At 64.9% G+C, this 17,828-nt stretch carries 18 protein-coding genes; 8 read left to right on the top strand and 10 right to left on the bottom strand.

Going from position 1 to position 17,828, the window contains the following annotated elements; translation table 11 throughout:
- Positions 1-8: 8 nt before the first annotated feature.
- The 4 genes from ARTSIC4J27_RS21470 to ARTSIC4J27_RS21455 all read right to left on the bottom strand — a co-directional run bounded on the left by ARTSIC4J27_RS21470 (position 9) and on the right by ARTSIC4J27_RS21455 (position 5,053).
- Positions 9-1,532: a dihydrolipoamide acetyltransferase family protein gene (locus ARTSIC4J27_RS21470; protein WP_050057228.1), complete on the bottom strand. Its 1,524-nt coding sequence runs from the start codon at positions 1,530-1,532 to the stop codon at positions 9-11.
- Positions 1,533-1,539: 7 nt separating this feature from the next.
- On the bottom strand, positions 1,540-2,520 hold the full coding sequence (locus ARTSIC4J27_RS21465) for an alpha-ketoacid dehydrogenase subunit beta (protein WP_050057227.1): 981 nt from the start codon (positions 2,518-2,520) through the stop codon (positions 1,540-1,542).
- Positions 2,520-3,785, bottom strand: coding sequence for a pyruvate dehydrogenase (acetyl-transferring) E1 component subunit alpha (gene pdhA, locus ARTSIC4J27_RS21460; RefSeq protein ID WP_050057226.1), 1,266 nt, complete (start codon positions 3,783-3,785; stop codon positions 2,520-2,522). The genes ARTSIC4J27_RS21465 and pdhA overlap by 1 nt, the downstream gene beginning before the upstream one ends.
- A gap of 149 nt (positions 3,786-3,934) precedes the next feature.
- Positions 3,935-5,053, bottom strand: a complete 1,119-nt coding sequence (locus ARTSIC4J27_RS21455) for a histidinol-phosphate transaminase (protein WP_235436816.1) — start codon at positions 5,051-5,053, stop codon at positions 3,935-3,937.
- Positions 5,054-5,137: 84 nt separating this feature from the next.
- Between ARTSIC4J27_RS21455 and ARTSIC4J27_RS21450 the strand changes: the two genes are divergently transcribed.
- Positions 5,138-5,560 carry a phage holin family protein gene (locus ARTSIC4J27_RS21450; RefSeq protein WP_050057224.1) on the top strand — a complete coding sequence of 141 codons (423 nt, stop codon included), beginning with the start codon at positions 5,138-5,140 and terminating at the stop codon, positions 5,558-5,560.
- Between the two features lie 26 nt (positions 5,561-5,586).
- Here the strand turns inward: ARTSIC4J27_RS21450 and ARTSIC4J27_RS21445 are convergent, their stop codons facing one another.
- Positions 5,587-6,924, bottom strand: coding sequence for a hypothetical protein (locus ARTSIC4J27_RS21445; protein WP_050057223.1), 1,338 nt, complete (start codon positions 6,922-6,924; stop codon positions 5,587-5,589).
- Positions 6,924-7,226, bottom strand: coding sequence for a hypothetical protein (locus ARTSIC4J27_RS21440; protein WP_050057222.1), 303 nt, complete (start codon positions 7,224-7,226; stop codon positions 6,924-6,926). The genes ARTSIC4J27_RS21445 and ARTSIC4J27_RS21440 overlap by 1 nt, the downstream gene beginning before the upstream one ends.
- Before the next feature lie 150 nt (positions 7,227-7,376).
- On the opposite strand from ARTSIC4J27_RS21440, the gene purB reads away from it, so the two are divergent.
- Entirely contained in the window at positions 7,377-8,819 is a 1,443-nt protein-coding gene (purB, locus tag ARTSIC4J27_RS21435; RefSeq protein WP_050057221.1) for an adenylosuccinate lyase, read from the top strand.
- 127 nt (positions 8,820-8,946) lie between these two features.
- Positions 8,947-9,621: a histidine phosphatase family protein gene (locus tag ARTSIC4J27_RS21430; RefSeq protein WP_050057220.1), complete on the top strand. Its 675-nt coding sequence runs from the start codon at positions 8,947-8,949 to the stop codon at positions 9,619-9,621.
- On the opposite strand, the gene ARTSIC4J27_RS21425 is transcribed toward ARTSIC4J27_RS21430, so the two are convergent.
- From ARTSIC4J27_RS21425 to ARTSIC4J27_RS21415, 3 genes are all read right to left on the bottom strand, one after another.
- The gene (locus tag ARTSIC4J27_RS21425; RefSeq protein WP_050057219.1) at positions 9,618-10,544 is read right to left on the bottom strand and encodes a serine/threonine-protein kinase; all 927 of its coding nucleotides are present in this window, start codon (positions 10,542-10,544) and stop codon (positions 9,618-9,620) included. The genes ARTSIC4J27_RS21430 and ARTSIC4J27_RS21425 overlap by 4 nt on opposite strands.
- Positions 10,541-10,819, bottom strand: coding sequence for a hypothetical protein (locus ARTSIC4J27_RS22985; protein WP_152683936.1), 279 nt, complete (start codon positions 10,817-10,819; stop codon positions 10,541-10,543). Before ARTSIC4J27_RS22985 ends, ARTSIC4J27_RS21425 begins: the two co-directional genes overlap by 4 nt.
- An 82-nt stretch (positions 10,820-10,901) precedes the next feature.
- Positions 10,902-11,414 carry a MarR family winged helix-turn-helix transcriptional regulator gene (locus tag ARTSIC4J27_RS21415; RefSeq protein WP_050057217.1) on the bottom strand — a complete coding sequence of 171 codons (513 nt, stop codon included), beginning with the start codon at positions 11,412-11,414 and terminating at the stop codon, positions 10,902-10,904.
- 144 nt (positions 11,415-11,558) lie between these two features.
- On the opposite strand from ARTSIC4J27_RS21415, the gene ARTSIC4J27_RS21410 reads away from it, so the two are divergent.
- From ARTSIC4J27_RS21410 to ARTSIC4J27_RS21390, 5 genes are all read left to right on the top strand, one after another.
- Entirely contained in the window at positions 11,559-12,062 is a 504-nt protein-coding gene (locus ARTSIC4J27_RS21410; protein WP_050057216.1) for a GNAT family N-acetyltransferase, read from the top strand.
- A 59-nt stretch (positions 12,063-12,121) separates the two neighbouring features.
- Positions 12,122-12,556: an acyl-CoA thioesterase gene (locus ARTSIC4J27_RS21405; protein ID WP_083435590.1), complete on the top strand. Its 435-nt coding sequence runs from the start codon at positions 12,122-12,124 to the stop codon at positions 12,554-12,556.
- A gap of 206 nt (positions 12,557-12,762) precedes the next feature.
- On the top strand, positions 12,763-13,839 hold the full coding sequence (locus tag ARTSIC4J27_RS21400) for an extracellular solute-binding protein (protein WP_050057215.1): 1,077 nt from the start codon (positions 12,763-12,765) through the stop codon (positions 13,837-13,839).
- 47 nt (positions 13,840-13,886) lie between these two features.
- A complete protein-coding gene (locus ARTSIC4J27_RS21395) occupies positions 13,887-14,954 on the top strand; it encodes an ABC transporter ATP-binding protein (protein ID WP_050057214.1) in 1,068 nt (355 codons plus the stop codon).
- A complete protein-coding gene (locus ARTSIC4J27_RS21390) occupies positions 14,951-16,771 on the top strand; it encodes an ABC transporter permease (RefSeq protein WP_050057213.1) in 1,821 nt (606 codons plus the stop codon). The genes ARTSIC4J27_RS21395 and ARTSIC4J27_RS21390 overlap by 4 nt, the downstream gene beginning before the upstream one ends.
- On the opposite strand, the gene ARTSIC4J27_RS21385 is transcribed toward ARTSIC4J27_RS21390, so the two are convergent.
- The gene (locus ARTSIC4J27_RS21385) at positions 16,772-17,827 is read right to left on the bottom strand and encodes an FAD-dependent monooxygenase (RefSeq protein ID WP_050057212.1); all 1,056 of its coding nucleotides are present in this window, start codon (positions 17,825-17,827) and stop codon (positions 16,772-16,774) included.
- Position 17,828: the final 1 nt, after the last annotated feature.

Below are 17,828 nucleotides of genomic sequence, written 5' to 3'. Positions count from 1 at the left end.
TCAGTTTCCTAATCCAGCAGCAGCGCCGGTTCCTCCAGGATGGCGGCGACGTCGGCCATAAAGCGGGCGGACAGGTCGCCGTCCACCACGCGGTGGTCGAACGAGCCGCCCAGGGTGGTGATCCAGCGCGGAATCACTTCGCCGTCCAGCACCCAGGGCTTCTGCTTGATGGTTCCGAACGCCACGATGGCCACTTCGCCGGGGTTGATGATCGGCGTGCCGGTATCGATGCCGAGCGCCCCGATATTGGTGATGGTCAGCGTTCCGCCCTGCATTTCGGCAGGCTGGGTCTTTCCGGCCCGTGCGGTGGTGGCCAGGTTGTTCAGGGCCAGCGCCAGCTCCTTCAGGGACAGGTCCTGGGCGTTCTTGATGTTCGGCACCATCAGGCCGCGGGGAGTTGCCGCGGCGATGCCCAGGTTCATGTAGTGCTTCACGTGGATTTCGGCGGCGCCGTCGGCAGTGTCCACCCAGGTGGCATTGACGCTGGGGTTCCGGGCGGCCGCCCAGATCACGGCTTTGGCGAGGATGAGCAGGGGCGAAACGCGAATGCCCTCGAAGTCCCTGGATGCCTTGAGCCGCTTGACGAATTCCATGGTGCGGCTGGCGTCCACATCCACAAAGATGCTCACGTGCGGTGCCGAGAAGGCCGAGTCCACCATCGCCTTTGCCGTTGCCTTGCGGACTCCCTTGACCGGGATCTGCTCGATGCGCTGGTCCTGAGGTTTTCCGGCCTTGCCCCAGAAACCGTCGGCCTTGTCCAGTTCGGCGTCCCGCTGCGCCTGGTAGCTGACCAGGTCCTCACGGGTCACTTCGCCCCGCAAGCCGGTGGCCACCACGTCTGCGAGGTCGATGCCCAGGTCGCGGGCGATCTTCCGGACCGGGGGCTTGGCCAGGACTTTGTTCACGAGCCCGGTGATGGCGCCACCGAAGGTTGGCCGGTTATCCGGCGACCCGTCGGCTCCGGCGGAAACACCGTTGGGCGTGCCTGATGCGGCCTGCGGCGCGGCTGTTACGGCAGCCGGGGTGAGGGGCTGGACCGGCTCCACCTCCGGGGCGTTGACCGTCAGGGCTGCCGCCGCACCCCCGTTGCTGGAGTCCCTGGAAATGCGCGGCCGGCGCTTGACGGCGTCCGCCTTGGGTCCGGACCCCACCAGGGGGCCGCCGGCCAGCCCGCTGCCTGCGGCTGATGCACTTTCTGTAGTGCCGGCGTCGGACGCGGGAAGCTTGCCGTACATCGGCTGCACGGGCATCTCCGGAGCGGGCACGTCAGCGGGGGTGGGGTCGCCGGCAACCTCGTCGCTGACGCTGATGATCGCTGTGCCGACGTCGATGGTGATGCCTTCGGGGACCAAAAGTTCGGTCACGGTGCCGGCGAACGGGGAGGGCAGTTCCACGATCGACTTCGCAGTCTCGATCTCGCAGAGGACGTCGTTGATGGCCACGGCGTCACCGGGCTTGACCTTCCAGGAGACGATTTCCGCCTCAGTGAGCCCCTCGCCTACGTCAGGGAGGTTGAACTTGTTCAGAGTCATGGTGTCCTCAGTAGGAGAGGGCGCGGTCCAGCGCCTCGAGGATGCGGTCGATGTCCGGAAGGTAGTCTTCCTCCACCTTGGCAACGGGATAGGGCATGTGGAAACCGCCGACGCGGATCACGGGTGCCTCCAGTGAATGAAAGGCCCGCTCGCTGATCCGGGCCGCAATCTCGCCGCCGATCCCGCCGAACGTGGGAGCCTCATGGGCCACAATCAGCCTGCCGGTCTTTTGGACCGAGGCGGTAACGGTATCGAAGTCGATGGGCGAGATGGAGCGAAGGTCGATGACCTCCAGGCTGTGTCCGTCTTCCTCTGCGGCATTGGCTGCTGCGAGAGCCACCGGAACCAGCGGCCCGTAGGCCACAACGGTGGCATCTGTCCCGGCGCGCAGGACATGGGCTTTGAAGGGATCCCCGGCGGTTCCCGGAGCCTCCACGTCAACCTCGCCCTTGAGCCAGTAGCGCCGTTTCGGTTCGAAAACGATCACGGGGTCCTGGCACTGGACTGCCTGCTGGATCATCCAGTAGGCGTCGTGCGGGTTGGATGGGGTGATGATCCTGAGCCCGGCGGTGTGGGCGAAGAGCGCCTCGGGTGACTCGGAATGGTGCTCAATGGAGCCGATGCCACCCCCGTAAGGGATTCGGACCACTACCGGCACGCTGAGGTTGCCGTTGCTGCGGGAGTGGATCTTTGCCAGCTGGGTGGTGATCTGGTTGAAACCGGGGAAAACGAAGCCGTCGAACTGGATCTCGCAGACCGGGGTGTACCCGCGCAGGGCGAGGCCGATCGCTGTTCCGATGATGCCGGACTCCGCCAGCGGCGTGTCCACCACCCGGTCGGGGCCGAACTCACCGATCAGGCCGTCGGTCACGCGGTAGACGCCTCCCAGCGCACCGATGTCTTCACCCATCAGCAGGGACTTGGGGTTGTCCGTCAGGGCTGCTCGCAGGCCCTCGTTGATGGCCTTGGCAATGGTCATGGTGGTCATCAGTGGCCTGCCTTCGGGGATGCCTGGGCTGTTACTGCCTGCCTGGCCGGTTCTTCCGCCGGTTCCTCACCTGCGAAACCCGCCGAATACTCCTCGAACCATGCGAGTTCCTCGGCCACCAGAGGATGGGCCTCGGCGTAGGTGTTGGCGAAGGCGGTGCGGATGTCCGGCGTTTCGAGGTCGTGGGTGGTGCGGCGGACGTAGGCCGCGAGCTCATCCCCGTCCGCTTTGACCTTGGCGAAAAATGCTTCGTCAGCCATGCCTTCGGCACGCAGGTACTTCTCGAGCCGGACGAGCGGATCCTTTGCCCGCCAGGCCTCTTCTTCGGCCGCCGGCCGGTATTTGGTGGGATCGTCCGCCGTGGTGTGCGCGCCCACCCGGTAGGTGAACGCCTCGATCAGGACCGGGCCCTTGCCCTGGCGTGCGTGCTCCAGGGCCCATTCGGTGACGGCGTGGACTGCGATGACGTCGTTGCCGTCAACCCGGATGCCGGGGAAGCCGTAGCCCTTGGCCCTGTTGGACAGCGGCACCCGGGTCTGGACGGCGGTGGGGACAGAGATGGCCCAATGGTTGTTCTGGCAGAAGAACACCACGGGGGCGTTGTAGGAAGAGGCGAAGACCATGGACTCGTGGACGTCACCCTCGGAGCTGGCGCCGTCGCCGAAGTAGGCGATTACCGCTGCATCCGGTCCGGCCTCTGATGCCCCGGCGGCGCTGGTGGATGCGAGCTTCTGGTCCCGCTGGATGCCCATTGCATACCCCACGGCGTGAAGGGTCTGCGCCGCCAGGACCAGCGTATATAGGTGGAAGTTGGTGTCTTTGGGGTTCCACCCGCCGTTGGAGACGCCGCGGAACTGCCGCAGGAGCTCGGCGAGGTCCACGTTGCGGGTCAGCGCCACTCCGTGTTCGCGGTAGGTGGGGAAGATGTAGTCCTGCGGCAGGCTCGCGCGCCCGGAGCCGATCTGCGCGGCCTCCTGCCCCGTGAGCGGCACCCAGAGCGCCAGTTGCCCCTGCCGCTGGAGGGCAGTCGCTTCGACGTCGAACCGGCGGATGGCAGCCATGTCCGCATAGAGCCCGCGGAGCACGTCCGGGGTGAGCTTGCTGGCGTAGTCGGTGAATACAGGGTCGAAGCCCAGCTTCCCGTCCGGGCCGAGGAGCTGGACCATCTGCGCCGGGGGCTCGCCCATTACTGCTTCGGCATCAGTCTCACGCTGGTCGTCTACAGCTGTTCCGTCGAACTCGGTGGAAGGCAGATGTGTGCCCATACCGTCTCCTTGCTTGCCGCATCCGGATGCAATGCAATGTCGCTGGGATATATGCCGCAGAAGGAATAGATTCCTGTTACGGCATATATGTTGGCTTACTGATCCTAACTTTATCTTCAGTAACTAAGCGCGAAGCTACTTGTTAAGGGCTAGGAACCGCGCGGGCCCTTTGTATAGTTCGCACATAACACGAGAAACCGGCTGTTCGCCTCTTCCTCGCCGATGCTCACCCTTACTCCTTCGCCGTCAAAGGCCCTCACTGAGAGTGCTTGCGCGCCTGCCAGGTCGGCGAAATCTGTGCTGTCAGCACCGAGGTCCAGCCAGACGAAGTTGCCTTGGGCGTCGGGCACAGCCCAGCCCAGGCTGCGCAGCCCCGCGGTGACGCGGTCCCGCTCATCCACCAGCATTTGTACCCTTTCTACAACCTGAGGGTAATTCTGGAGGGAAACAATTGCTGCCGTTTCTGCAATTTGCGACACGGCGAAGGGTGTGGCGGCGACCCTCAGGTGCTGGGTCAGTTCCGGATTGGAGATGCTGTAGCCAACGCGCAGGCCGGCGAGTCCATGTGCCTTGGAGAAGGTGCGCAGCACGACTACGTTGGGGTACTTGCGGTAGAGGCTGATCCCGTCCACCGCATCCGCTTCACGCACGAACTCCTGGTACGCCTCGTCAATGACCACCACTACGTCTGCCGGGACAGAGCGGATAAAGGCCTCGGTCTCGGCTGCACGGAGGGCAGGCCCGGTGGGATTATTCGGCGTGCAGAGGAGGATCACCTTGGTTCGGGCAGTGACTGCCGCCGCCATGGCCTGCAGATCGTGGCGGCCCTCGCCAGTGAGCGGGACGGGGATACCGTCCGCACCCGAAAGGCCGACGCTGATGGGGTAGGCCTCAAAGGAGCGCCAGGCGTAGACCACCTCATCCGGCTTGCCGTCTTCATTCCGCCCTGCGAACGCGGCCAGCAGCTGGTTCAGCGCCCCCAGGCTGCCGGCGCCGGTGACAATATCCTCGGCGGGAACATTGAGGAACCCGGCCAGTTCGGCGCGCAGCCGGCTGCTCAACGGGTCGGGGTAGCGGTTGAAGTCCGTTTGCTTCGCTATGGCCTCAACAACCGCCGGAATGGGAGGCAGCGGGTTTTCGTTCGACGACAGCTTGTAGCTGGCCAGTCCCTCCACTGACACGGGAGGCTTGCCCGCGGCGTAGCGTGGCAGCCTTGCCACCACTGGACGTGGCTGAATACCCCCGGCAAGGGCGTTTGATGACGTCATGGAGACCAGCCTACTTCTCCCGATGCCGGAGGGAAGCGGTCCGTCTTTGAGCCAACCGTCAGGGCGGTGTGAAACCATTGGCCTATGCGACTGATTGCCCGGGTACTGATCAATGGCCTCGCCCTCTGGGTGGCGGGGTGGATACTGCCGGGGCTGGAGATCTCCAGTTCCGCCACGGCTGATGCAGTGGCCCAGACCGGCGTGACACAAGGGACGGACACCATCGGGATTGTCCTCGCCTATCTGTTCATCGGCGTCATCTTCGGCCTCGTGAACGCCTTGGTCCGCCCCCTGGTGAGCCTCCTGGCACTGCCCCTCACCATCCTGACCCTCGGCCTGTTCACCATCGTCATCAACGCTGCGATGCTCTACCTGACCTCCTGGATCAGCAGTTACACCCCGGTGCACTTCACGATCGACTCCTTCTTCTGGACTGCCGTTCTTGCGGCGATCATCATCACCCTGGTTTCACTCGTGGCCGGCAGGATCACCGGAACCCGACGGTAGGACAAGGCGGCGCCGGCGCCGCCCTGCTACCGCCCGCCATACCCGCGCTCCTGCCTCCGGTTGTCCGCCGCATGGAGATTGGCCGCGGGAGCCTTGGTCCGGGACAGGGAGAAGCGTGTGGCCGTCGCCGTGCCACCCGCTCCCAATGCCGCGCCGAGCGCCGCGGTGGAGGCCACCAGCGAAGGATCACTGCTGGCGGACACCAGCCGTGCGCCGTCCTGGTAGCTGGTGAGCTGGTGACCTGGACCAATACCCACGTTCTCCCCGGTCTGGACGTAGAAATCATTGTTCATGGTTGCTGTCACCTGGTTCCTGGAATCCCTGTTGGGGGCGCCGTCAGTGCCGGGGACCCAGTCAGTCCGATGCTCAAGATGAAGAGTGCTGACGTCAGTGTCCGGCCTGATTCCTGCCACGGGTGATCCTGCGGTCAGCACATATTTGAGGTCGTAATCGCGCAGGAACTCCTCGTTGGCGGCCAGGTTCATCGCGTGGAGCCCACCTTGGCTGTAACCCACACCCACCACGGTGGCTCCCTTCTGGGCGCCGGCCGCCTTCAGCGCCTCCAGAACGGCTGCGCTCACATTCCCGGAACTGTTGCCTACGCCCTCGACTATGCCGTTCAAACCGAACGGATTCTCGTCCGGTGTATTCAACTGGGTACCTGGGATGACCACTACGTAGGCCTTTTGTCCTGCGTTCTCGACTTCAACCACCTCAATGAACCCGGCTCCACGAGCATCAATCAGCCGGATACGTTCCAGCAGGCCTGCCGGAGAAGGATCGAAATCAATGGGGATGCTTTCTTGCGGCTGGACTTCAACGGGCCGAGGTCTCATTCCTGGATAAGCAGCCTCCACCAGCATCTTGGCGAGGGGAGTAGCGTGTACCGCCAGCGCAGTCAGGTTCTCAACAGCGGTTCTATTCAGGAAACCCGTCCGCCAGAAGTCTGACTGCATCTCCAGCTCAGCGGCGATGAGTGGTTGGTCGGGCTTGCTGTATGTCCCCGCCACGGCTTCCGCCACTTCGTACTCCTGCTTGCAAGCCCGAACCTGGCCGCTGATGCGCTGCAGCTCAGTCCGTACTGCCTGGATGCTCCGCTCGGATTCGCCTACGGCATTCATGGCCAGGCTGCCGGACCATCGCGGCAGGTCCTGGAACGGGACAAGGTCTTCCCAGATCCGGCGGACTTCAACCTCCATTCCGGACAGCTCGCCCGCGAGGTCGTCGAGCTTTTCCGCGCCGCCGCCCAGTTCCTCCAGCTGGAACCTGATGCCGCCCACGCCTCCGCGGATGGTGAGGAATCCGTCGTCGGGAGGTCCGGATACCTTGATAAGGCCGCTTCCCGACGGCATTACCTCGGCCATCAGCGCATGCCCGGGTTGGTGCAGCCGGCGGTGAAGGTCTCCTGGCTGTGCCGCTCCACGGCCGCCTTCGCCTCGATCAGTGTTTCAAGGGCGCGGCGCAGTGCTGCCGATTGCAGCAAAACCGCATCCCGGTACGCGCGGCCGGCCGGCGACTCCCACTGCAGCAGCTGGATATCCCGGAAGCTGTCCAAAACCTGCTCGCCCCGGCCAACACAGACGGCCACCCTTTCAGCCAGTTGTACTATCTGCGAGACGCGCAGCATCTCCTGTTGCAGGTCTGCCCCTGCCAGTTGGCTCCCCATGACCGGTCTCCTTTCTTTGCGCAGCACGCCCCACTGATCTGCCTGGCATGAACGGTACGGAGGACAAGGCCCGGACCCAACCACCGCCGTCGGCTATGTGGACAAGTAACCGGCTAAAGCCGCCGCGGCAGTTCATGAAAGAATCAGCACATGCCTGAAACCGCCGCCACAGCTGATACCCGTACGCCCTCAGGACGCCTGGCCCTCGCCGCGTCCCCGGAAAAAATCGCGCTCGGCCCGCTGGACGGCCGCTACCAGTCCGCCGTCGCGCCCCTCGTTGACTACCTGTCCGAGGCAGCCCTCAACCGCGACCGCGTGGCCGTGGAAGTTGAATGGCTTATCCACCTGACCAGCAACAACGTCCTTCCGGGCGCCGGGCCCCTGACCGCACAGCAGCAGGAGCAGCTCCGCGCGGTCGTCACCGAATTCGACGCCGCCTCCGTGGCAGAACTCGCCGAAATCGAAGCCGTCACCGTCCACGATGTGAAGGCTGTGGAGTACTACATCGGCCGCCGCCTCCCCGCCATCGGCATCGAAAACCTGACGGCCATGGTGCACTTCGGCTGCACCTCCGAGGACATCAACAACCTCTCCTACGCGCTGGGCGTCAAAGGTGCTGTGGAGGACGTGTGGCTTCCCGCCGCGCGCGCACTGGTGGCCCAGATCAGCAAGATGGCCCAGGACAACCGCGCAGTCCCCATGCTGTCGCGCACCCACGGCCAGCCCGCCACCCCCACCACGCTCGGCAAGGAACTGGCAGTCATCGCACACCGGCTGACCCGCCAGCTGGACCGCATCGCCAAGACTGAATACCTGGGCAAAATCAATGGCGCCACCGGCACCTACGCCGCCCACGTTGCCTCCGTCCCCGGCGCCGACTGGCAGCAGGTGGCCAAGTCCTTCGTGGAGGCACTGGGACTGACCTGGAACCCGCTCACCACGCAGATCGAGAGCCACGACTGGCAGGCAGAACTGTACGCGGACGTCGCGCGTTTCAACCGCATCCTCCACAACGTCTGCACGGACATCTGGAGCTACATCTCCATCGGCTACTTCGCGCAGATCCCGGTGGCAGGTGCCACGGGTTCGTCCACGATGCCGCACAAGGTCAACCCCATCCGCTTCGAAAACGCAGAAGCGAACCTGGAGATCTCCAACGGCCTGCTGGACACTCTGGCGGCAACACTGGTCACCTCCCGCTGGCAGCGCGACCTCACGGACTCCTCCAGCCAGCGCAACATCGGTGTGGCGTTCGGCCACTCGCTGCTGGCTATTTCCAACGTCGCCAAGGGCCTGGAACGCCTGGATGTAGCTGAAGACGTGCTGGCCGGGGACCTCGACACCAACTGGGAAGTCCTGGGCGAGGCGATCCAGATGGTTATGCGCGCCGAGGCAATTGCCGGCGCCGAAGGCATGGAGAACCCTTACGAGCGGCTCAAGGACCTTACCCGCGGACAGCGCGTGGACGCTGCCCGCATGCAGGAGTTCGTGCAGGGCCTTGGCCTTTCGGCCGAGGCCGAGGCGCGCCTGCTCGCGCTGACGCCCGGCAAGTACACGGGCATCGCCGACCAGCTGGTGGACCACCTCAAGTAACGCCTGCAGGCACGGGAACAAAGAGTACGACGGCGGCGCCGGGCTTTGCGGAGCCCGGCGCCTTCTGGTGCGGGAGCCTTTGCCGGGGCTGGCAGGGCGGCCGGCTTCCAGGTGCGAAACTGGAGGCATGAAGCTGCTCCTCATCCGTCACGGACAAACCCCCGGAAACGTGCTTGGCCAACTGGACACGGCCCACCCCGGCCCCGGCCTGACCGAACTCGGGGAACGTCAGGCGGAAGCCCTGGCCCGCTCGCTGGCGAATGAGCGGATCGATGCCCTGTACGCATCCACCCTTATCAGGACCCAGATCACCGCGGCGCCGCTGGGCCGGCTGCACAGTTTGGATGTGGCGGTGCTGGACGGCCTGCACGAGATCGAGGCAGGGGCGCTGGAAAAACTGACTGACCACGAGTCGCATAAACGGTACATGGGGACAGTGATTTCCTGGGCCGCAGGGGACCTTGACCGGCGGATGCCTGCGGGCCCGGACGGGCACGACTTCTTCGGGCGGTTCGACGCAGCCATCGCCACCGCCCTGGAACGGTCACCAGGCCAGGAGGCCACCGTGGCTGTGGTCAGCCACGGTGCGGCCATCCGCACCTGGGCCGGGCGCAGGGCGGAGGGCGCGGACTCCGAATTCGCGGCGAAGCATGTACTGGCCAACACAGGAATCGTTGCCCTGGAGGGCGATTCAGGCAACGGGTGGAAGCTCCTGCATTGGGACGGCAGCCCCGTGGGCGGGCTGGCACTTGCGGATCCCACCGCCGAGGACCCCACCGGGAAGAACGTGGCGGAGCCCTAGGCCAGCTGCCTGGTCCTGCGGGATGGGAACACCGCCATTTTCCTGCAGGGGCCCATTATTTTCCCTGCGGGGGCGGTCCGGACCAGCCGGGCTGCCATTGCGGCGGCCTCGGCTGCAGTCGGCCGCGCGGCACTGTCCATTGCGGTCAGCGCCTGGAGCAGGGTGCACCACTCCGGGCCCAGGGAGCCGGGGATGTCGGGGCTACGAAGGGTCCTGGCCACCAGCGATTCGATGGCGGTGCCGGGAAACGCCTTGGACCCGGTGAGAAGCTCCAGCAGCACGAGTCCCATGGCGTAGACGTCCCAACTGGCCTGCGCCGGTCCGCCCCCGGCTTGTTCCGGGCTCATGTAGTGGACTGTTCCCGATGAGATGCCCGGCTCGGGAGGCGCGCCCGCTGCAGTCACGATGCCGAAGTCGATCATGCGCACCGGACTCCTCCGAAGCCCGCTTAGCATCAGGTTGGCCGGCTTGATATCGCGGTGCACCAGGCCCTTCCCGTGCAGGTGGGCCAATGCTCCGAAGAGGCCGGCGGCCCAGCCGGCAACGTCACCGGCCAGGGGCGGGCGGGTCCGGGCCGCTTCGGCGAGGCTCGTTCCGAGGGCCAGTTCCTCAACCAGGTAAGGGCGCCCGGCCAGCGCCGTTCCAGCGGGCATCATGCCCTGGGTAATGAAGGTGATGATTGACGGGTGATCCAGGGCTGCCAGAACGGCTGCCTCGTCCCTGATCCTCTCGAAGTGCTTTCGGGAGCCACCTACTGCCACCTTCACGGCTACGTCGGGGCCACCCTCGCGGTCGGCTGCGCGAAATACTTCAGCCAGGGAACCGCGGCCCAGCCTTTCCTTGAGTTCGTAGCGCCCCGCCATCAGGTTCCCCGACAGGAGCGCTGCAGGTTTCCCGGCAGGCGCCGGGGCCTGGATGCTCATGCGGACAGGACCGGGGCCTGGCCTGCACCCAGGCCGGCGTCGAGCTGAAAGCCGCAACCGCAGCGCCAGACCGGCGGCAGCTGGACCGGCCCGCCGTCGTCCGATTCAAAGGTGTAGCCGACGGCGGCGGGTCCAACCGCCGGGATCACCAGTTCCATGGTGGTGCCGCAGTGGACTGCGGCCAGCCCAGCCTGTTCCTGCCCCGAATGCAGGCCGTTCAAGGATGTTCGGGCAGCCCAAAAATCAGGGGAACCAAGCTCAGTAAAAGTAACCAAGGCACTCACGACTCCGTCTGTTGGGATTCAGGATCTGATCGTAAGCATACATATTGCTAGCCTGACTAGCTAGCTCGCCTAGCTACTTTCCCTTGCCTCCCTCCTCAAGGTTTTCCAACGCCTCAGCCATGCGCTGCAGGAAATCAACCACCACGCGCGCCTCATCGGCGCTCAGCCCTTCCGCCACGGCCATCATCCGGCGGTGCATTGCCCCAAGCGTCACGCGGACCTCCTTGTCCGACTCCACGGTGGGAACCACAACCACGGACCGCCGGTCAGTAGGATGCGCCTCGCGCCGGACATGCCCGCTGGCCACCAGCCTGTCGATCAGCGAGGTGGTGGAAGCGCTGGTGATCCCCAGAAACTGGCTCAAGTCCTTGGGCGCGACACTCCTGCCGGAAGCCTGGGCCCGAAGCAGGAAACGCAGCGCGAGGATATCCGTCTCGCCCATGCCCATCGAGTCCCGGGTGGACCGGCGGACAGCAGTCTCGGCTGCCCGGTAGTCACGCAGCGACTTCAGTACAGCGGCACTGTAATCCAGCTGGCCGTCCGGGCCGTACCAGTAGCCGGAGCCTTCGTTACCCGTAGAGCGCATAAAAATATCCTAGTCCAGCTGATAACTAGACGGCCAAGCGACTTGGGGCAAAGCGTTATCCGCGCGCTTACGCGGAAGAAACACCGGCGTAACCGCCGCCTTTTAGCCTTGTCTTGCATATCCCTTCGGCGAATCGAGGCAGAAATGCAGACCAACCCGCGGCTCAACATCCGGCAGGTCACCTGGTCCAACCCCGTAGGCGCCGACCTGCGCCGCGCCCAGCAGGCCGAACTAGACGCCCGCTTTGGCACCGCGGACCACGAACCCGGCCCGCCGCCGTCGGGCGCTGACTGCGCCGTGTTCCTTGTGGCCTACGACAAGGGATCGGGCCAGCCGGTTGGCTGCGGCGGACTGCGGCTCCTGGACGCCACAACGGCGGAGATCAAGCGCCTGTACGTCCTGCCCTACACGCGCGGCTCGGGCGTGGCCAGCTCCATCCTCGCTGCCCTGGAAGCCGAAGCCTTCAAGCAGGGCATCACGCGCATCAAGGCCGAGGCCGGTTCCGCCCAGCCCGACGGACGGAACTTCTACGAAAACTCCGGCTTCGAACCCGTTCCCAACTTTGGCCCCTACGTGGGCGTTGAACACTCGTACTGCTACGCGAAGAGCATCCACGCCCGCAGCGCAGCGCACACAGCAATGGCTTAAGAGCGGACCCGGTTCGTCATACTCGGCCGCGCAGGCCGCTGCTCGACTAGCCTCTGGCTATGGAATCAGCAGACATCACCTTCCGCACCCGAAAGTGGGTCCGGCCCGAGGACCTGAACGCCAACGGCACGCTTTTCGGCGGCAGCCTGCTGAAGTGGATCGATGAGGAGGCGGCCATTTATGCCATCCTCCAGCTCGGCAACGGACGCGCGGTCACGAAGTATATTTCCGAGATCAACTTCGTCAGTTCCGCGGTCCAGGGCGACCTGATCGAGATGGGACTGACCGCCACCCGCTTCGGCAGGACGTCGCTGACCATGCGGGCCGAGGTCCGGAACATGATCACCCGCCAAAGCATCCTGACCATTGAGGAGATCGTCTTCGTCAACCTCGACGCGTCCGGCAAACCGGAGCCGCACGGCTACACCGAGATCACCTACGAGCGGGACAGGATTCCCACGCACCATTTGACGGACACGCTGCAGAACGACTGAAACAGGGACAGAACGCACGACGGCGGCGGAGCGGCAGAGAGTTAAGCCCAGGTTTACGCGCCGGGCACCAGCCGTTTCTGAACCAGGATCAGAGTGGCCAGTCGGGCTGTTTATCGAATCGATAGCAATAACGCCCGATATTCGCCATGTCCGGCTATAGGCTGGCCGGACATGCTCCGATTCCAGTCCAGAAATGAGTCCTGATCGTGCGTAAATTCCAGACTTTGGTTGCCGCCGCCGTCGCCGCCACCCTTCTTGCCGGATGCGGCGGGCAAGCAGCAACACCAGCCGCCTCGGGTGGTCCGTCCACGGCACCTGCCGGCGGTTCCGGCGAAACCCTTGTGGTCTACACCAACTCCAACGGCGAAGGCCGCGGCGACTGGCTCACCGCAAAGGCCGCCGGGGCCGGTTTCAAGATCGAGATCGTGGGAGCCGGCGGCGCTGACGCCACCAACAAGCTGATCGCCGAGAAAAACAACCCGATTGCAGATGTCGCTTTCGGCCTGAACAACATGTACTTTTCCCAGATCAAAGCCGAAGGCGTTCTTGAACCGTACGAGCCGGCGTGGGCCGGTGACGTTGACCCGGAACTGGCGGACGGTGAAGCCTACTGGCCCCTGGTCAAACAGGCCATCCTCCTGGGCTATAACTCCGACAAATTCTCCAAGGAGGCCGCGCCGCAGGACTGGACCGACCTCTGGACAAAGGACGAGTTCAAAGCCCGCTACGAACGTGTCACCGGCCTGGGCACCGCCACAGCCCAGCTTGTTTTTGCGGGCATCCTCAGCCGCTATCGTGATGACTCCGGCGATCTGGGCATCTCGGACGAAGGCTGGAAGCAGGTGGAGCAGTACTTCCAGAACGGCAGTCCTGCTGTTGCCAAGACTGACCTCTTTGCCCGCATCGCCTCCGGTGAAGTGGACATGGGCCAGATGCCGTCATCGATCATCGCCGACCGCGAAAAGTCCTTCAACGTCAACGTCGAGACCGTGATCCCGTCCGTCGGGGTGCCCCTGGCCGTGGAGCAGATAGCGCTGGTGAAGGGCACCAAAAAGAAGGAACAGGCGCAGAAGTTCATCGACTGGTTCGGCAGCGCCGAGGTCCAGGGCGAGTTTGCGCAGCAGTTCAACTCCATGCCCGTGAACGAGGCGGCCCAGGCCAAAGCCAACCCGGACGTGGTGGACTTCTTCGCCGACCTCAAGCAGCAGGACATTGACTGGGAGTTCGTGCAGGAGAACATGGGCGCCTGGGTGGAGAAAATCGAACTCGAGTACATGACGTAACTGGCGCTCCTGCCCTCCGCCCAGCCGTTCCACCAGACAGGTTAGCCATGATCCGCTTGGACAACATTGAAGTTTCCTTTGGCGATTTCACCGCCATCCCGCATCTGGACCTGCACGTCCGGCCCGGCGAGTTCTTTACCCTGCTGGGGCCTTCAGGCTGCGGAAAGACGACGGCGCTGCGCACATTGGCAGGCTTCATCCAGCCGTCCAAAGGCACAGTGCGGGTGGACGGCAAGGATGTCACCCGGCTTCCCAGCGACAAGAGGCAGGTGGGCATGGTGTTCCAGAACTACGCCCTCTTCCCCAGCATGAGCGTCTGGGAAAACATCGCCTTCGGGTTGCGGGTACGGAAAGAGAAACCGGCGGACAGCGACCACATGGTCCGGGACATCGCCCGCCGGGTGGAGCTCAGCGATGAGCAGCTGGCCAAGAACGTGGCCGAACTGTCCGGGGGCCAGCAGCAGCGCGTGGCGGTGGCGCGTGCACTGGTCCTGCGGCCCAAGATCCTGCTGCTGGATGAACCCCTGTCCAACCTGGACGCGAAGCTGCGGCACCAATTGCGGCAGCAGCTGAAGGACCTGCAAAGCCAGTTCGGCATTACCACCGTCTACGTCACGCACGATCAGGACGAGGCGCTGGCGATGAGCGACAGGGTGGCGGTGTTCAACAAGGGCGTGGTGGAGCAGCTGGGTACGCCCCAGGAGATCTACGACCGTTCCGCAACCGAGTTCGTCTGCAACTTCATCGGGGACAGTTCGGCGCTGACGCCGGAGTTCGTCGCGGAGTTGAACCGCCGTTCGGGAGCGGGCCTCAGCACGGACGCCAGCTCCTACCTGCGGGTGGAAAAAGCGTCCCTGCATCCGGGCGCGGACGGGGGAGCCGCCGTCGGACTTCCCGGCACAGTTCTGTCACGCACCTATCACGGCCTGCACAGCCGCTACGTGGTGCGCAGCCACGGCTCGGACATCCGCCTCCTCGTGCGGGAGGACGGCGGGCCGCAGCCGGAGCCGGGAAGTGACGCCACGGTATATCTCCGGCCTGAACACATCCTGCAGTACCACCCTGCGACCGGCATTGCCTTGGAGCGGGAAGACCAGGCGGTACCGCTGCCATGAGCGGCACGCCGGTCCGCAGCATGGCCCGCTCCCCCTTTGTCCTGGTGGTGGGTGTTGTTCTCACCTGGTTCATCGCCGCGTTCCTGGTGTGGCCCAACGTAAATATCCTGATGGCGACGTTCTTCCCGGACGGCAGTTTCTCCGGCCGGGCCGCAGAAAAACTCTTCTCCTCCCAACGGGCCATGAAGGCCCTGGGGAACAGTTTCCTGCTCGCCGTCGCGTTGTCCATCACGGTGAACCTGGTGGGGATTTTTATTGTCCTGGTGACCCACTACTTCCGGATCAGGGGATCCAGGATCCTGTTTCTGGGCTACGCCTCCACCTTTATCTACGGCGGCATTGTGCTGGCTGCAGGGTACAAGTTCATCTACGGGGACAAAGGCATTGTCACGTCCCTGCTGGTCAAGTTGTTCCCAAGCCTGGATCCGGGCTGGTTCTCAGGGTTCTTCGCGGTCCTGGTGGTGATGACTTTTGCCACCACCACCAACCACATGCTGTTTGTGGCCAACGCGTTGAAGGGCATCGACTACCAAACCGTGGAGGCGGCCAGGAACCTCGGCGCTTCCACCTGGACCATCCTCCGGCGGATTGTGCTGCCCATGCTCAAGCCCACGCTGTTCGCCGTCACCATCCTGTCCTTCCTGACCGGCCTCGGCGCTTTGAGCGCCCCGCAGGTGCTGGGCGGCCGGGACTTCCAGACCATCACGCCCATGATCCTGACCTTCACCAACAGCCCAACGTCCCGCGACCTCGCCGCCCTGCTGGCGGTCATCCTGGGCGTGGCCACCATCCTGATGCTCGCCGTAATGTCCCGGCTCGAAAAAGGGGGCACGTACTTTTCGGTGTCAAAGGTGTCCTCGGCCCTGCAGAAGCAGCAGATCACCAATCCGGTGGCCAACGCGCTTGTCCACACCCTGGCGTACCTGCTCTTTGCCGTGTACACCCTGCCGGTGCTCCTGATTGTGCTGTACTCGTTTGCCGACGGCGCCGCCATCCAGACCGGGCAGCTCTCCCTGGGAAGCCTGACCCTGGAGAACTACACGCGGGTCCTGACGCAGCAGTCGGGGCTGCGGCCGTTCATCGTCAGCGTGGTGTACAGCGCCCTGGCAGCCCTGATCGCCGTCGGCGGCCTGCTCTTCGTGGCCCGCCTGCTGCAGAAGTACCGGAACTGGGTGTCCACTGCCTTCGAATACCTGCTGCACATCCCGTGGATCCTGCCCTCGGCACTGCTCGCACTGGGCCTGATCATCAGTTACGACCACCCCAATCCCCTGGTGGGCGGCGCTGTCCTCACCGGCACCACGGTGATCCTGCTGATCGCCTTTGTGACGGTCAAGATCCCGTTTACGCTCCGGATGCTCAAGGCGTCCTTCGCCTCCGTGAATTCCTCGCTCGAGGAGGCGGCGGCCATCATGGGTGCCAAGACCCTCTACGTGTTCCGGCGGATCCTGCTGCCGCTGGTGCTGCCGGCGGCAGCCGCCATCACCGCCCTGAACTTCAACAGCCTGCTGGACGACTACGACACGGCCATCTTCCTGGCCCATCCGCTGGTCCAGCCCCTGGGTCTGGTGATCAAAGCCAACACCGACGGCGCCGAGGGTACTGAGGGCATCGCCAACACTTTTGTGTACACGGTGCTGCTGATGGTCATCACCGGAATCACGATGTACCTGGTGTACGGCCGGTCGCGCGGGAAAGGGCCGGGCAAGAGACGGCTGTCTGCGGCGCCTCCTCCCGCAGCAGTCGCCGGTCCGGCGCTGGGCAGCGGCATGATGTCCGGCGACGATGCAGGGAAGGCTGCCGCTCCTGTCCGCTGATCAGACTGCGGAACTGCTGCCGACGACGGCACCCGCCTGCCGCCGTCGGGCCAGCCTGAGCAGCCGGTCACGCAGGGGCTGGCCGCCCTCCGCCAGGGCCACGCGCGCGAGCGCCGAGGATGCCAGGCTCAGCGCACGGGTCCGCAGGCGGCGCTGCCGGTCGTAGGACTTGAGTGCCTGCTCCACGGGCAGCGTATTGAGGAGGTCAGCCAGCGTGACTGCGTCCACCAGGGATTCACAGGCGCCACGTCCGAGGGTCGGGGCCATGGCGTGCGCGGCGTCACCGATGAGCACTGTCCTGCCCCGGACGAAGGACTTCAAGCGGGGAGTCGTCCAGATCCGCTGCACCAGGCAGGCTTGGGCCGTGGCGGCCGCCAGCACCTGCCGAATGGCCGGCGAATGGCCCGCGAAGCGCTCCCGGGCCTGTTCCAGGGCTGCGGCCGCGTCGATGCCATACGGGCCCAGCCCGGACCGGTAACTGGCGTACCAGAACATGCCGCCCCGGGCGGCGGCAATGCCGAAGATGTCGCCGCGGCCCCAGTACTCGCCCACCACGTCCGGGCTGACCGTGGAGGGAAGGGTCCCGCGCAGGGCGAGATAGGGCGTGAGTTTTGCCGCGCTGCGGCTGCCCCAGCCCTCACGGCGGACCAGGCTGTGCACGCCGTCGGCCCCTACCACCAGGCCGCCATGGGCTGGCAGCGCCTGGACATGGTCCGTGACCCGGCGGACCGTGCCGGGTACGGCGGCGTCAAGGAGCCGCAGCAGGTCGATGCGGGAAATCGCGAACATGCCACCCGCGTTGACAGTAACCCAGGGCTCGCCGGCACCGTTACGGAGCGACCCGCTGCCAAGGACCGGGCTGACGGCCCGCGCCTCATCCAGGACTCCAAGCCGGGCCAGGGCGCGTTGGGCGTTGGGCCACATTCCCAGCGCGTTGCCCACGGTGGGCAGCTCCGGCCGCTTCTCGTAAACCGTCACCTCGAAGCGGTTCGGGTCCAGGCACGAGGCCAGCGCCAGGCCGGCAATGCCGCCGCCAACAATCGAGATTGTTTCCATG

Origin of the sequence: Pseudarthrobacter siccitolerans, assembly GCF_001046895.1 — a bacterium.
GTDB lineage: Bacteria > Actinomycetota > Actinomycetes > Actinomycetales > Micrococcaceae > Arthrobacter > Arthrobacter siccitolerans.
This window is presented reverse-complemented; position numbering and strand designations above follow the sequence as displayed.